Genomic DNA, 13673 nt, shown 5'->3' on the forward strand with positions numbered 1-13673 from the left:
AGCCATGCCCAGACAGCATTCCCGCTCCTTCCGCCTGGTCTGCGAAGACCGGCTCATCCCCCTGGTGGAGGCCCTGTTGCGCGCTCAGGGCTATGCGTTCGAGCCCGAGCCCTTTTCTCCCCTCTGCCGCCGTCTCTGTTGCGAGCCCCGGCCTCTGGGCGCTTCTCTGGCGGCATTTTTCGGCTATATTTATATTCAGGATCGCTCCTCCATGCTGCCGCCGCTGGCCCTGGCCCCGCAGCCGGGCGAAGCCGTGCTGGACGTCTGCGCCAGCCCGGGCAGCAAAAGCGGTTTTCTGGCCCAACTGACAGGCCCCTCCGGCTTTGTGCTGGCCAACGAGCCCACGCCCGCGCGCCTGAGCACCCTGCGGGCCAATCTGCATCAGTGCAATCTGCTTCAGGCCGCCACATGCTCCCACAACGGCGAAAATCTTCCTCTGTTTCCGGCCTCCTGGAGCGCCATCCAGCTGGACCCGCCCTGCTCCGGCTGGGGCACGGCCGAAAAACATCCCCGCGTGCTCAGGCTCTGGCAGGGCGACAAGCTGAACAGCCTGACCGGCCTGCAACAGCGCCTGCTGCGCCGCGCCGCCTCCCTGCTCGCGCCGGGCGGGCGGCTGGTCTACTCCACCTGCACCACCAACGAGGCGGAAAACGAGGCGCAGGTTCATTTTGCTGAAGAAGAACTGGGCCTTGCGCGCGAAACGCTGTCGCCCTTTCCCGGCTTTGTCTGGGAAGAACGCTCCGGCGGCGCGGGCACCTTGCGGGTGGACGGCGAAAAATCCCAGGCTCAGGGTTTTTATCTGGCCCTGTTGCGTAAAAAGGCGGATCGCGGGGCCGCCAGCGCCGCGTCGCGCGCCGCGGACGCCCTCCGCAAAGGACGCGGCGGGAAGGACAGCGGCCGCCCCCTGGCCCCGGAACGCCTGGCCGGCCCCTGCTGCGACCCCGCGCTGCTGCCGCCGGGCCGGGCGGCGCTGTACGGCGAACACGTCCGCTTCATTCCCGACCTGGCAAGGGAACTGCTGCCGCCGGAGTTCATCTGGCAGGGCGCTTTACTGGGACGGCTGAACGGCGGGCGGCTGAGCCCGGCCCCGCGTCTGCGCCGCCTGCTGCCGCAGCCGCCCCGGCCCGACGCGTCTCTGGTGCTGGACGACATAGCGGATGTGACCGCCCTGCTTTCCGGCCAGAGCCGCCAGACCGGGCTTGCGGGCCGGGAGGCCGCGCTCTGGTGGCGCGACCTGCCGCTGGGGCGGGTGGCCCTGAAACAGGGCCGGGCCGTGGCCACATTCAAGTAAACGCCAGGGAGGCCGCCATGCCCGTGAAGGCGCGCATGCATCTGAAAATATGGCTGACCCGCGCCGACGGCGACCCCGCCGGCAAGAACGGTCAGGAGATGGTTGGCCAGGGCCGCATAGAGCTTCTGCGCCGCATGGCCGAATTGGGCTCGCTGAAAAAGGCCGCCGAAAGCATGAATATGTCCTACCGGCTGGCCTGGGGCAGACTGAAAAAGATGGAGGAAGCTCTGGGCCGCCCCCTGGTGGAAAGCAGCGACAACCGCCGCGGCGGCCATCGCCTTACGCCCGCCGGTGCGGAACTGATCAGAGAGTTCCGCCAGTGGGAAGCCAGGGTGCGCCGCTTCGCCCTGGCGCACGCCCCCCGATTGTGCGATCTCAGGCTGGTGGACGACACGGAGGAAAATGCCGACGCGGACACACGCGGGCGGCATGCATATTGATATGAAGCGAAAAGCGTCGCTCGCTCCGCGCGAAGCGCAACGGACAGCCCGCGCCGGGAGCAAGCCCAAAACCGGGATGTACCGTCTGCCCCGGTTTTGATGTCTGGAAACCGTTTCATAATTCGGCCAAGGGCGGAACTATGAAGATCGTTCGCCAAGAAACGTGATTTTCTGCTCAGTTGCGGCGCTTTCCGCGCGCGGCAAGCGCCCGCCTTGCGCGCATCCGCAAGACGGGCGTCTGCCCATTGCCGCGCTCCGAAAGGAGCGTTTCAGATTTCCTTATAACGTCCGCCGTTGGCCGCCGAGCTGACCAGAGCGGCGTAACGCCGCAGCACCGGATAGGGGCAGTCCTTCCCGGGCTGAACCAGCGCGGCCCGGCGTTTTTCCAGCTCCGCCCCGTCCACCAGCAAATCCAGCCCGCGGCCCGGAATATCAATGCGAATCATGTCGCCCTCGCGCACCAGGGCTATTACCCCGCCGTCAGCGGCTTCCGGCGAGATGTGACCGATGGCCGCGCCGTTGGTGCCGCCGGAAAAACGGCCGTCAGTGAGCAGGGCCACATCCTTGCCCAGGCCCATGCCGGTAATGGCCGCGGTGGGCGAAAGCATTTCGCGCATGCCCGGTCCGCCGCGCGGGCCCTCATAGCGTATGACCACGCCGTCGCCGGGCTGAATCTTGCCGTCCAGAATGGCGTGCATGGCGTCCTCTTCAGACTCGAAAACTCTGGCGCGCACATCGCGGCGCATCATTTCCGGAGCCACGGCGGACTGCTTGACCACCGCGCCGTCCGGCGCGAGGCTGCCGCGCAGAATGGCGATGCCGCCCTGTTTGGAATAGGCCTGCCCGATGGGGTGGATCACGTCCGTATCTTCAATGCGGGCGTTGAGCGCCTTGAGGTTTTCCCCCACGGTTTTGCCGGTGACGGTGAGACACTCTTTGTGAATCAGGCCCAGCTTGTCCAGCTCGCTCATCACCGCCGGGATGCCCCCGGCATTATCCAGATCAACCATGAAATGCCTGCCCGCCGGGGAAAGCTTGCAAAGGTTGGGGCTTTTGCGGCTGACTTCGTCAAAAACCTCCAGCCCCATGTCCAGTCCCGCCTCGCCGAACACGGCGGGCAGATGCAGCACCGTATTGGTGGAACAGCCCAGGGCCATGTCCACCGCCACGGCATTGGCCACGGATTCGGGCGTCACGATGTCCAGGGGGCGGATGTTGTTTTTGAGCAGCTCCATGACCCGCATGCCCGCGGTCTTGGCCAGGCGCGCGCGGGCCGCGCTCACCGCCGGGATGGTGCCGTTGCCGGGCAGGGCCACGCCGATGGTTTCGGCCAGGCAATTCATGGAATTGGCCGTGAACATGCCCGCGCAGGCCCCGCAGCCGGGGCAGACGCGCTCGGCCATGCGCTCCAGCTCATCCTCGCTCAGAGTGCCGCTGCGCACCCGGCCCACGGCCTCAAAAACCGTGATCAGGTCGCCGCGCGTGTGCGGCCCCAGATTGCCGGGCAGCATGGGCCCGCCGGAAACCAGCACCGAAGGCAGGTTCAGGCGCATCATGGCCATGAGCATGCCTGGCACGCATTTGTCGCAGTTGGGAATGAAAACCAGGGCGTCAAAGGCGTGGGCCCTGGCCATGATTTCAATGGAATCCGCGATGTATTCACGCGACGGCAGGGAGAAGCGCATGCCCTCATGGTTCATGGCGATGCCGTCGCACACGGCAATGGCCGGAAATTCCAGGGGCGTGCCGCCGGCCAGGCGCACCCCGGCCTTGACGGCCGAGGCCAGAGTGTTCAGGTGCATGTGGCCGGGCACCACCTCGCTGGCGGCGTTGACCACGCCCACCAGGGGGCGTTCCATTTCTTCCCTGGTCAGGCCCAGGGCGTAGAGCAGGGAACGGTGCGGCGCTTTTTCCAGCCCGCTCTTCATCTTTTTGCTGCGTGCATCATCCATGACGGCAATCCTTTAGGGTAAAAAACACACGACCCCGCGCAATCGCGGCGCAACGGGCAACGTCTTGTCATACGGCAAAAGCCCGAACCCGTAAACACGCGCGGCGACGGGCCGCCCCGGCGGCGGAATCAAGTAAAAAATCCAGTAAAATCATTATCATCAAAGAGCTTGCGAAAGTCCTTTAGGCTTTGCGCGAAAATGTGTAAATTGCCCGCATGCAAAGCTCCACGCCCACTCTGGCCCGCCGTTATGCCTTCAAGCTGCTGGCCAATGTGGCCTCCGTGCCGGTGTACCTGGTCATGGAGGCCATTCTGCCGCGCGCTCTGGGCCCGCGCATGTACGGCGACTACAGCTTTGCCACCAATCTTTTTCAGCAGCTTTCCGGCTTTCTGGACATGGGCACCTCCACCTGTTTTTACAATGCCCTGTCACGCCGACAGAAAGAAACCGGCCTGCTGGGCTTTTACCTGCGGGTCAGCCTGCTGGTGGCCCTTATCAGCCTGCTGGCCGCGCTCTGCATGCAGATTCCGCCGGTGGGCGCGGCGCTTATGCCGGATGTGCCGCTCTGGCTGGCCCCCCTGGCCGCGCTCTGGGCCTTTCTGACCTGGTGGGGCCGGGTGCTGCGCTCCATGAATGACGCCGTGGGGGCCACGGTGCCTTCGGAAATGGCGCGCACCACTGTTTCCCTGCTGGCTGTGGCGCTGCTGGGCGCGTTGTTCTGGGGCGACCGGCTGAACATATACAGTCTCTTCGCCCAGCAGTATCTGATGCTCGGCGCCACGGCCCTGGGCTACTGGCTGGTCACGCGCCGCCACTGGCGGCAACAGAATGTGCGGCTGCATTTTCGCCTGGACAGGGAGCGCAAGCGCGCCTACCGCCGCGAATTTTTCGACTACAGCCACCCCCTTTTCGTCCAGGCCCTGCTCTCCTTTCTGCTGCTCGCCGCCGAGCGCTGGCTGCTGCAATGGTTTGACGGCAGCGCGGAACAGGGCTTTTTCGCCCTGTCCCAAAAGGTCAGCATGGCCTGCTTTCTTTTTGTCTCGGCCATGACGCCCCTGATCATGCGCGAGCTTTCCATCGCCTGGGGCCGGCAGGACCGCGCGGGCATGGCCCGCCTGCTGACCCGCTTCGCGCCCCTGCTCTATGTGGTGGCGGCCTATTTTTCCTGTTTCACCCTGGCCGAAGGCCCGGCCCTGGTGAACATTTTCGGCGGCGCGCAATTTGCGGCGGCCATTCTGCCCGTGCAGATCATGGCGCTCTATCCCCTGCATCAGGCTTACGGCCAGCTGGCGGGATCAGTCTTTCACGCCACGGGACGCACTCGCGTGCTGCGCAATATGGCGGCCCTGGAATGCGTCTACGGCTTTGCCGCAGCCTGGTTTCTGCTGGCCCCGCCGGAACTGCTGGGCCTCAACCTGGGCGCCGTGGGCCTGGCGCTGAAAACCGTGTGCGCGCAGTGCCTGACAGTCAATCTTTATCTCTGGCTGGCTTCGCGCTTCATTCCCCTGAACTTCTGGCGCAATCTCGCCCACCAGATATGGAGCCTGGCGGCTCTGGCCCTGCTGGCCTTCGCCTGCCGCCAGCTGACCATTGAGCTGGGCTTCGGCGATCTGGATTCTTTCGGGCGCTTCTTCATCTCCGGCGTGCTGTACAGTCTGCTCTGCCTGGCCCTCTGCCTGGCCGCGCCCCAGATGCTGGGCCTCTCCCGCCGGGAATTGCGCGAGCTGTTCATCCGCCTGAAAAAATCGCGCAGCGCAGCGGCATAGGGCGGCCGGCTTTGCCCCGGCCCCGCGCAAGAGCCCTTGCATTCTTGCCGCGCCGGGACTATCGTTTTGCATCCGGCTGGGGGAGCCCATCATGGCTGAGAAAGGGTGTACGCGCCCTGACCCCTAGAACCGCGCATGCGCGCGGCTCTGCACCTGACGCAGATAGTGCTGACGAAGGGAAGCCGACCTGCCGACGCAGGTTCCGCTTGCCCGCAGACGTTCCGGTTTGCGGGCTTTTTTGTTCTCTGGAGGGTTGGGCATGGATGTAATCGTCAACGGCGAAACCGAAACCTGTGCCGAGGCCGTCAGCGTGGAGGAACTGCTGCACGCGCGCGGGCATGATCCCAAAACCGTGGTGGTGGAGCGTAACGGCGGTGTCGTGCCCGCCGCCGCGTTCGCGGATACGCGGCTGCGCAGCGGCGACAGGCTTGAAATTGTGCAGTTTGTGGGCGGCGGCTAGCGTTTTCACACGAAAAACGGACGCGCCTGAAAAGCGCTTTTTTCAGGAGTCTGCCCCGCTCCGCGGGGAAATGCGGCGCCGCTTTGGAAATTGCATATTTCAAAAGCGAAACGCTCCAAGGTTGATTCGCTCAGGAGACCGCGTCGTCTTTTTTTCGGCAAGTTCAACACTATCTGGCGGAGACAGCTATGAATGATCCCTTTGTGGTCGGCGGCGTGACCCTGAAAAGCCGCCTGTTTATCGGCACAGGCAAATACAGCTCCGACAGTCTGATTCCGGCCGTGGCCGAAGCCTGCGGGGCGGAGGTCATCACCGTGGCCATGCGCCGGGTGGAGAAAGGCCAGCAGGGCATTACGGCCCACATTCCCCGGAGCATGCGCCTGTTGCCCAACACCTCCGGCGCGCGCACGGCGGACGAGGCCGCGCGCCTGGCCCGTCTGGCCCGCGCCGCGGGCTGCGGCGACTGGATCAAAATCGAAGTCATCTCCGACGCCCGCCATCTTCTGCCCGACGGCTATGAAACCGCTAGAGCCACGGAACTGCTGGTCAAGGAAGGCTTTACCGTCCTGCCCTACATCAATCCCGACCTGTATGTGGCCCGCGCCTGCGCGGAGGCCGGAGCCGCGGCCGTCATGCCGCTGGGCGCGCCCATCGGCACCAACCGGGGCCTGCGCACCAAGGAAATGATCGCCATTCTCATTGATGAACTGGAACTGCCCGTGGTGGTGGACGCGGGCATCGGCCGCCCCTCCCAGGCCTGCGAGGCCATGGAAATGGGCGCGGCGGCCTGCCTGGTGAACACGGCCATCGCCTCCGCCGACGATCCCGTGCGCATGGCCGCGGCCTTCAAAGCCGCCGTGGAGGCCGGGCGCAACGCCTGGCTGGCGGGCGCGGGCGCGGTCAGGGCGCGGGGCGCGGGCGCGGAAGCCTCCTCGCCGCTGACGGGCTTTTTGCGATAGGGCATTTTCTTCACAAGGACCACACAGATGGAAAATTTCCAGCAATTTCTGCAGTCCTGGCCCGCTGAACGCAGAAGCCAAGGCGTGGCCCAGGCCACTTCGGACAGGGTATTGGCCGCGCTGCGCAAAGACACGCTGCAACCCGCCGATTTTCTGACCCTTCTCTCGCCCGCCGCCGCGGAGCATCTCGAGGCCATGGCCCGCAAGGCGCATGAACTGACCCTGCGTTATTTCGGGCGGGCCGTGAATATCTTCACCCCGCTGTACATTTCGGATGTCTGCGCCAACCAGTGCCGCTACTGCGGCTTCAACGCCAGGAACAAGCAGGCCCGCCGCCACCTCAGCGTGGACGAGGCCTGCGCCGAGGCCAGGGCCATCGCCGACATGGGCTTTCAGCATGTGCTGCTGCTCACCGGCGACGCGCCCAGGCTGTCCTCGCCGGAGTATATCGCTTCGGTGGCGCGGCGCATCAAGCCTCTTTTCGCCTCCGTGGGCGTGGAGGTCTACTCGCTCACCGAAGCGGAATACAGCCTGCTGATCCAGGCGGGCGTGGACTCCATGACCATGTTTCAGGAGACGTACAATCCCGAACTCTATGCCTGGTTGCACCCCGTGGGGCCCAAGCGCGACTACGGCTTCCGTCTCAACGCGCCGGAGCGCGCGGCGCGCGCGGGCATGCGCTCTCTGGGCCTGGGCGCGCTGCTGGGGCTGGAGGCTTTTGAGCAGGACGCGTTCTGCACGGGCCTGCACGCCTGGTGGCTGCAACGCCACTTCCCCGGCGTGGAGGTGAGCGTGTCCATTCCGCGCATCTGCCCGCATGAAGGCGAATTTGACGTTCAGCATGCCGTGGACGACCGGCGTCTGGCGCAGTACGTCACGGCAATACGCTGTTTTTTGCCGCGCGCGGGCATCACCTGCTCCAGCCGCGAAAGCGCCTTCATGCGCGACCATCTGGTGCCGCTGGGCGTCACCCGCGTGTCCGCGGGCGTGTCCACGGCTGTGGGCGGCAGAGCCACGGAAGACAGGCGCAACCCCGGCCAGTTTGAAATCACCGACCGCCGCAGCCTTGCGGAGATGACCGCCGCCCTGGCGGCCAACGGCTATCAGGCCGTGCTCAAGGACTGGGAAGACCCGGCGGCCTGACGCCACAGGCGACGTTTCGCGGGCGCTGGCGGGCACCCGCTTTCGGCCGCCAGGCAGAAGGATGGCGTCTATGCGAATGACGGATTGTGGAGCGGTTGCCACACCGGTGCTCCCAGGGCCTGGGGGCGGCCCGCGCCCGCCCGGACCGTCACGGTCTGCGGCAGTCTGTGCACTGCCATGGATACTGTGGCCCGCGACATCCCCCTGGAAAACGCCGTGACAGGCAACCTGCTGTTTTTTGAAAACGCGGGAGCCTATGCCGCCGCGCTGAGCCCGCACGGCTTTGCCGGCCAGCCCGGCGCAAAAGAAATTCTGTGGGCCGGGGGAGCGTCGCATCCCGAATAACGGCCCGCACAGCCGCATGACGCCAAAGGAACGTATATGAGCAACAGCCTGCGCGAGGGCCTGCGTCGCTATTTTTCGCCGGAACAACTGGACAGGCTGCGCGCCGCGCGCGTGGGCCTGGCCGGGGCCGGGGGCCTGGGATCCAACGCGGCGCTTATGCTGGCGCGCTGCGGGATAGAAGACATGCTGCTGGTGGACGACGATGTGGTGGAAGCCTCCAACCTCAACCGCCAGCAGTACTGGCCGCGCCATCTGGGCAGGCCCAAGGTGGAAGCCCTGGCGGAACTGCTGCGCGAACTGAATCCAGACATGCGGGTGGAGGTACAGCGCCTGCGCCTGTGCCCGGCCAATCTGCCCGACATCCTGCCCGGCCGCCCCATCTGGGTGGAAGCCCTGGACGACGCCGAAGCAAAAACCATGCTGGTGGAATACGCCCTGCTGAACGGCCACATGGTGGCCAGCGCCTCAGGCATGGGCGGCTACGGCGGCCCGGCCATGCAGAAGCGCCGCCTGGGGCGCATGACCCTGGTGGGAGATTTCAGCACGGACATTCTTGCGTCGCCGCCCCTGGCCCCGCGCGTGACCGAGGCCGCCGCCCTGCTGGCCGACGCCGTGCTGGAATTTGTGCTGGGGGCGAACGGGCAGAGTCAGTGAGCCCTGGCTCTTCAGGGTCAGCCCTCGCTTGCCGGCGGGGCTTCAGGCGGGCTTCCCGCTCCTTCCGCCCGCAGCTGTTCCAGCACGCTGGCGTCAGCGGGCAAAAAACCCAATTCCAGAGCCTCGAAGGGCGTCACCCAGCGCAGATTCTGGCCTTCCGCCGGGCAGGGTTCGCCGCTGAAACGGGTGACGTGAAAAAAATGCAGGCGCACCCGGAAGCCGCGCTCGGCGTAGCTGTGTTCCAGGCTTTGCCAGAACCGACATTCGCGCGCGCCGATGCCCAGCTCTTCGGCCAGTTCGCGGGCCAGGGCCTCGGACGGGCTCTCGCCCGCTTCCAGCTTGCCGCCGGGAAACTCCCAGTAGCCTTCCAGGGGCTTGTCCGTGGGACGCTGCGCGGCCAGAAAGCGCCCGCCGCGCCAGATGACGCCCGCGGCCACTTCAACAAGCCGCAGATTCTCGCCATGTTCCGCCATGTTTCACTCGCTTTCGGCCCATTTGCTCCTGATTTCGGCCATCTTTTCTTCCAGCCCCGTCATTTCCTCAAGAATGTCCTCACCGCGCCGCCTGCACTCCTCAAAGCGTCTGAGCAGTTCGCCGGAACGGCTGTGGTCAGCGTACACCTGCGGATCGGCCAGTTGCGTTTCCACCGCGCCCTGTTCGTCCAGCACGCGGGACAATTCCCCTTCCAGAGCCGCGTATCCGCTTTCCAGGGGCTTGAGTTTCTTGTGCAGGGCATTGCGCTTTTCGGCCTGTTCGCGCCTGAGGCGCTTCTGCTCTTCCCGCGAGAGCGCGGGCGCGGCCTCTCCCGCTGTCTCGGTTTTGAACTTCGGCGGGCCCGCCGCGTTCAGAGGCGCGCCGCCCTTGCCTTCCACCCCCGCGAGGCGCGCCCGGCGCTCCGCGTCATAGGCCGCGAAATCGGCGTGCGGCGTGAGACCGCGCTCGTTCAGTTCCCAGGCTTCGGCCCTCACCTGCGAAAGCAGCCAGCGGTCATGGGCCACCATCAGCAGGGCGCCGGTGAATTTTTGCAGGGCCGCCACCAGCGCCTCACGGCTTTCCAGGTCCAGATGGTTGGTGGGCTCGTCCAGCAGCAGAAAATTGCAGCGTTTCAGAAACAGGCTGGCCAGAACCAGGCGGCTTTTTTCGCCGCCGGACAGCGCGCCGACCTGGCGGTCAAAATACTCCTGCCCCAGCAGAAAAAGACCCAGCACGCTCATGAGTTCCTCTTCCGTGGTGCGCGGGTCAGAAAGGCGGCGAATTTCGCCCAGCACCGTGGTGTCCGGCCGCAGCGTGTCCATCTGGTGCTGCGTGTAATAGCCCAGGCGCATCTGGGATGCGGTGACAATATTGCCGCCGCAGCGCTCCAGCTGCCCGGCCAGCAGTTTGAGCAGGGTGGATTTGCCGCAGCCGTTGTGCCCCACCAGGGCGATGCGCCCGCCCCGGTAGAGGGTGAAAGTCAGCGGCGGCCACATGCTTTTGCCGTCGGGAAAGTGAAAGGCCAGATCAGCGGCGGCCAGCATGATCTTTTCCGAGTGCGGCGCCTCGGGCCAGGAAAAGGCAAGCTCCCGGCGTCTGGGCTCGGGCCGGTAATCCTCCAGCTCCTTTTCCAGCTTTTTGGCCATCTTCTGGCGTGAGCCGGCCTGGCGGGCCTTGGTGGCCTTGGCCCGAAAACGCTCCACAAAAGCCATCTTGCGGTTGAGCTCGTCCTGAAGGGCGCGGGCCTCGCGCTCGCGCTGGGTATTGTATTCCTCCTGCAAGACCAGAAACTGACTGTAGCTGGCCTTGCGGAACACCGGCCGGGACAGGCCCAGATAGAGCACATGCGTGCCCACATTGTCCATGAACATGCGGTCGTGGGCCACAAAAACCAGCGCGCCCCTGAAGTCCAGCAAAAAGGATTCCAGCCATTCCACGGCTTCCATGTCCAGATGGTTGGTGGGCTCGTCCAGCAAAAGCACATCGGCCCCGGCCGTGAGCACGCGGGCCAGCTTGGCCCGTTCGCGCCAGCCGCCGGAGAGCTGGCGCAGGGCGCGCCCCCACTTGGCCTCGGAGAAGCCCAGGCCGGACAGCACGGCCTTGGCCCGGTGTTCGGGGTTGTAGCCGTATATGGCCTCCAGTTCGCTCTGGCGGCGCATCAGCGCACTGAGCCGGCCTTCGTCGCCGGATTCGGCGGCCTGCGCCCATTCGGCCCAGAAATCGTTCCAGTCGTGCAGCACATCCAGCACAAAGCTCAGCAGGGGCGTATCCAAAGCCTGTTCGGAGAGTTCCTGCTCCACAAAACCCAGGCGGCAGCCCCTGGGCAGCAGCACCCGGCCCCCGTCCGGCGATTCCACCCCGGCCAGCAGGCGCAACAGGGTGGACTTGCCCGTGCCGTTGGGCCCGCAGACGCAAAGGCGCACGCCGGAATCCACCTCCAGCGAGAAATTGCTGAAAATATCCCGGCCGCCGAATGATTTGGAAAGTTCCTGAATAGTTATCTTCACAGCCAGCCCTCACGCCGGTAGCCTTCCACGGCCTCGGCCATGCCTTCGGCCAGGCTGACCCGCGGCTCGTAGCCCAGCTCGCGCCGGATGCGGGAGGCGTCGCAAAGCCAGCCCGCCTGCCGGGCCTCGCGGTATTTGTCCAGATTCCAGTTGGGCGCGCGCGCCGGGGCTCGGCCCGTGAAAGCCCGCGCCAGACGCGCCCGAAGCAGGCCGCCGCAGGAGGACAGCCCGGCCGTGACGGCCATCAGCGGCAGAGGCGGGCGCAGCACGCGCAGGCGGTCGCGCCCCAGAGCCTTGCCCATGACCCGGCAGAAGCCGGACATGTCATGCACGCCGCCGTCATTGACGTGGTACACGCCGCGCGCCGCCTCCCCGCAGCAGAGCAGCACGGCCTGGGCCATGTCCCTCGCATGCACGACGGAAACGGGGAACTCGCGGAATGCGCCGGGGCTGACGGCAAAGCCCCTGGCCGCGCCCTTGAACACGGGCAGCAGCCCCCTGTCGCCGGAGCCGTAAATAATGGGCGGGCGCAGCGTTACCAGCCTCTCCCCCAGAGCGCGGCCCAGTATCTGTTCCACCAGCAGCTTGGACCAGCCGTAGGCGGAAACCGGCGCGGGCAAAACATTGTCCGGCACGCCGGGCGGGCTGGCCGAAGGGCCGCTGGCCGCCAGGCTGGACACCAGCACGAAGCGCGCCGGGCCGCCCCCCTCCAGCCTGGCCAGCGCGTTCACGATGACGCGCGCGGCCAGGGCGTTGGCGCGCAGATAGTCCTGCCAGCCCAGGCCGAACAGCAGAGCCGCCATGTGGATGACCACATCCTGCCCGGCCAGCGCCTCGGCGAGACCGTGCCCCGTGCCCAGATCCGCCCGCGCCACGCGCACATCCGCGGGCAGATGCCCAGTGCGCGAAGCCGCGCGGGTCAGGCAGGTGACGCGCGCGCCGCTTTCCAGCAGAAGCGGCAGAAGATGACGGCCCACAAAACCCGTGCCGCCGGTGACCAGCGCCCTTTTGCCGCTCAGGCGGGGAAAAGCCTGGCCCGCGCTTCCGCTCATACGGCGATTTCCCGGCGGTAAATGCGATAGCGCTTGGTGATGCGGCCCGAAAAATCTTCAATAAGGTCATCCACGGCCACATTGTCCTCCAGCACCCAGGAGCCTTCCACCCACTGGAAGTCCGGCTTGCTGCGGGCTTTCTCCAGCATGAAGTCCAGCAGCAGCAGGGGCAGGCCCAGCAGGCGGAACTCCTCCCTGATGCCGAAGAGCATGATGCGGTAGCCGCCCCGGATTTCCGCGCGCGCCTGCCACCAGTGCCAGAGCGCGGACAGGCCCAGCTTGCCGTTGAGGCGTTTGAGCAGAGGGTTCATGTCCGGCAGGGCCACCATGCCGGCGGCGGGCTCGTCGTTGTGAAAAAAGAGCACAAAAAATTCCGGATCCAGCACGCTTTTGAGCTCTTTGACATGGTGTTCGGCCTCACCGTCGGACAAGGGCGAAAAACCCCAGTTTTTGGCCCAGGATTCGCGGTAGATATCCAGCATGGTTCGGATGTCGGCGGCCAGCGTGGCCTTGCCGGAGGTGCGGCAGCTGAAGCGGGCCTCGGCCTTGAGGCGGTTCACCTCCTGGCGCAGCCAGTCCGGCGGCGCGAGGCGCTCGCGTTCGATAAGATAGGCGAAAAGATCCTGCTCCTTGCGCAGATGCCAGCCTTCCAGCAACTCCGCATAATAGGGCGGGTTCCACGGCATCATGATCACCGGCGGCAACTCAAAGCCATCCACCAGCAGGCCGCAGGTGTAATTGGCGGAGGGGTTCAGTGGCCCGCGCATGAAGCGCATGCCCTGGCCAGCCAGCCAGCTGCGGGCCTTGTCCAGCAAGGCGTGGGCGGCTTCGGCATCATTCAGGCACTCAAAAAAGCCGAAAGCGCCGCAGGCTTCGCCGGCATAGGCGTTGTACTTTTCATCCACTATGGCCGCGATGCGGCCCACGGCCCGCCCGTCGCGCAGGGCCAGAAAAAGTTCGCGCCGGGCCGATTCCCAGAAAGGATGCGCGCCGGGCGTGAGCAGTTCACGGTCCTGGTTTTTGATGGTCGGAACCCAGAGGGGCTGATCCGCGTGGACAGCCCAGGGCAAATCCACGAAGCTGGTCAGTTCCTGTTCGGAACGAACCGGAATGACACTGACGGCCATACGC

At 65.7% G+C, this 13673-nt stretch carries 13 protein-coding genes; 8 read left to right on the forward strand and 5 right to left on the reverse strand.

Annotation, left to right across the window (positions count from 1 at the left end):
• The first annotated feature begins 4 nt into the window (after nucleotides 1–4).
• Nucleotides 5–1291 carry an RsmB/NOP family class I SAM-dependent RNA methyltransferase gene (locus tag ACQRA4_RS00930; protein ID WP_427821195.1) on the forward strand — a complete coding sequence of 429 codons (1287 nt, stop codon included), beginning with the start codon at nucleotides 5–7 and terminating at the stop codon, nucleotides 1289–1291.
• Nucleotides 1292–1308: 17 nt separating this feature from the next.
• On the forward strand, nucleotides 1309–1731 hold the full coding sequence (locus tag ACQRA4_RS00935; protein WP_427821196.1) for a winged helix-turn-helix domain-containing protein: 423 nt from the start codon (nucleotides 1309–1311) through the stop codon (nucleotides 1729–1731).
• Nucleotides 1732–2000: 269 nt separating this feature from the next.
• Here the strand turns inward: ACQRA4_RS00935 and ilvD are convergent, their stop codons facing one another.
• The gene (gene ilvD / locus ACQRA4_RS00940) at nucleotides 2001–3683 is read right to left on the reverse strand and encodes a dihydroxy-acid dehydratase (RefSeq protein WP_427821197.1); all 1683 of its coding nucleotides are present in this window, start codon (nucleotides 3681–3683) and stop codon (nucleotides 2001–2003) included.
• Nucleotides 3684–3898: 215 nt separating this feature from the next.
• Between ilvD and ACQRA4_RS00945 the strand changes: the two genes are divergently transcribed.
• The 6 genes from ACQRA4_RS00945 to thiF all read left to right on the forward strand — a co-directional run bounded on the left by ACQRA4_RS00945 (nucleotide 3899) and on the right by thiF (nucleotide 9010).
• Nucleotides 3899–5449 (forward strand): lipopolysaccharide biosynthesis protein, encoded by a 1551-nt coding sequence (locus ACQRA4_RS00945; protein WP_427821198.1) that lies wholly within the window; start codon nucleotides 3899–3901, stop codon nucleotides 5447–5449.
• A gap of 259 nt (nucleotides 5450–5708) precedes the next feature.
• Nucleotides 5709–5909 (forward strand): sulfur carrier protein ThiS, encoded by a 201-nt coding sequence (gene thiS / locus ACQRA4_RS00950; protein ID WP_427821199.1) that lies wholly within the window; start codon nucleotides 5709–5711, stop codon nucleotides 5907–5909.
• 188 nt (nucleotides 5910–6097) lie between these two features.
• Complete coding sequence (locus tag ACQRA4_RS00955) at nucleotides 6098–6868, forward strand: thiazole synthase (RefSeq protein WP_427821200.1); 771 nt, start codon at nucleotides 6098–6100, stop codon at nucleotides 6866–6868.
• Nucleotides 6869–6895: 27 nt separating this feature from the next.
• Nucleotides 6896–8011 (forward strand): 2-iminoacetate synthase ThiH, encoded by a 1116-nt coding sequence (gene thiH / locus ACQRA4_RS00960; protein ID WP_427821201.1) that lies wholly within the window; start codon nucleotides 6896–6898, stop codon nucleotides 8009–8011.
• Nucleotides 8012–8095: 84 nt separating this feature from the next.
• Nucleotides 8096–8356: a hypothetical protein gene (locus tag ACQRA4_RS00965; protein ID WP_427821202.1), complete on the forward strand. Its 261-nt coding sequence runs from the start codon at nucleotides 8096–8098 to the stop codon at nucleotides 8354–8356.
• A gap of 36 nt (nucleotides 8357–8392) precedes the next feature.
• Nucleotides 8393–9010: a sulfur carrier protein ThiS adenylyltransferase ThiF gene (gene thiF, locus ACQRA4_RS00970; protein WP_427821203.1), complete on the forward strand. Its 618-nt coding sequence runs from the start codon at nucleotides 8393–8395 to the stop codon at nucleotides 9008–9010.
• Nucleotides 9011–9027: 17 nt separating this feature from the next.
• Here thiF and ACQRA4_RS00975 read toward each other — a convergent pair whose 3' ends face one another.
• The 4 genes from ACQRA4_RS00975 to ACQRA4_RS00990 are packed head-to-tail and all read right to left on the reverse strand — an operon-like array spanning nucleotide 9028 to nucleotide 13669.
• Entirely contained in the window at nucleotides 9028–9483 is a 456-nt protein-coding gene (locus tag ACQRA4_RS00975; protein ID WP_427821204.1) for a (deoxy)nucleoside triphosphate pyrophosphohydrolase, read from the reverse strand.
• Between the two features lie 3 nt (nucleotides 9484–9486).
• On the reverse strand, nucleotides 9487–11490 hold the full coding sequence (locus ACQRA4_RS00980; RefSeq protein ID WP_427821205.1) for an ABC-F family ATP-binding cassette domain-containing protein: 2004 nt from the start codon (nucleotides 11488–11490) through the stop codon (nucleotides 9487–9489).
• Nucleotides 11487–12542, reverse strand: a complete 1056-nt coding sequence (locus ACQRA4_RS00985) for an NAD-dependent epimerase/dehydratase family protein (RefSeq protein ID WP_427821206.1) — start codon at nucleotides 12540–12542, stop codon at nucleotides 11487–11489. Before ACQRA4_RS00985 ends, ACQRA4_RS00980 begins: the two co-directional genes overlap by 4 nt.
• The gene (locus ACQRA4_RS00990; RefSeq protein WP_427821207.1) at nucleotides 12539–13669 is read right to left on the reverse strand and encodes a hypothetical protein; all 1131 of its coding nucleotides are present in this window, start codon (nucleotides 13667–13669) and stop codon (nucleotides 12539–12541) included. The genes ACQRA4_RS00985 and ACQRA4_RS00990 overlap by 4 nt, the downstream gene beginning before the upstream one ends.
• Between the last annotated feature and the right edge of the window lie 4 nt (nucleotides 13670–13673).

The organism is Desulfovibrio sp. SGI.169, from assembly GCF_050313595.1.
GTDB lineage: Bacteria > Desulfobacterota > Desulfovibrionia > Desulfovibrionales > Desulfovibrionaceae > Desulfovibrio.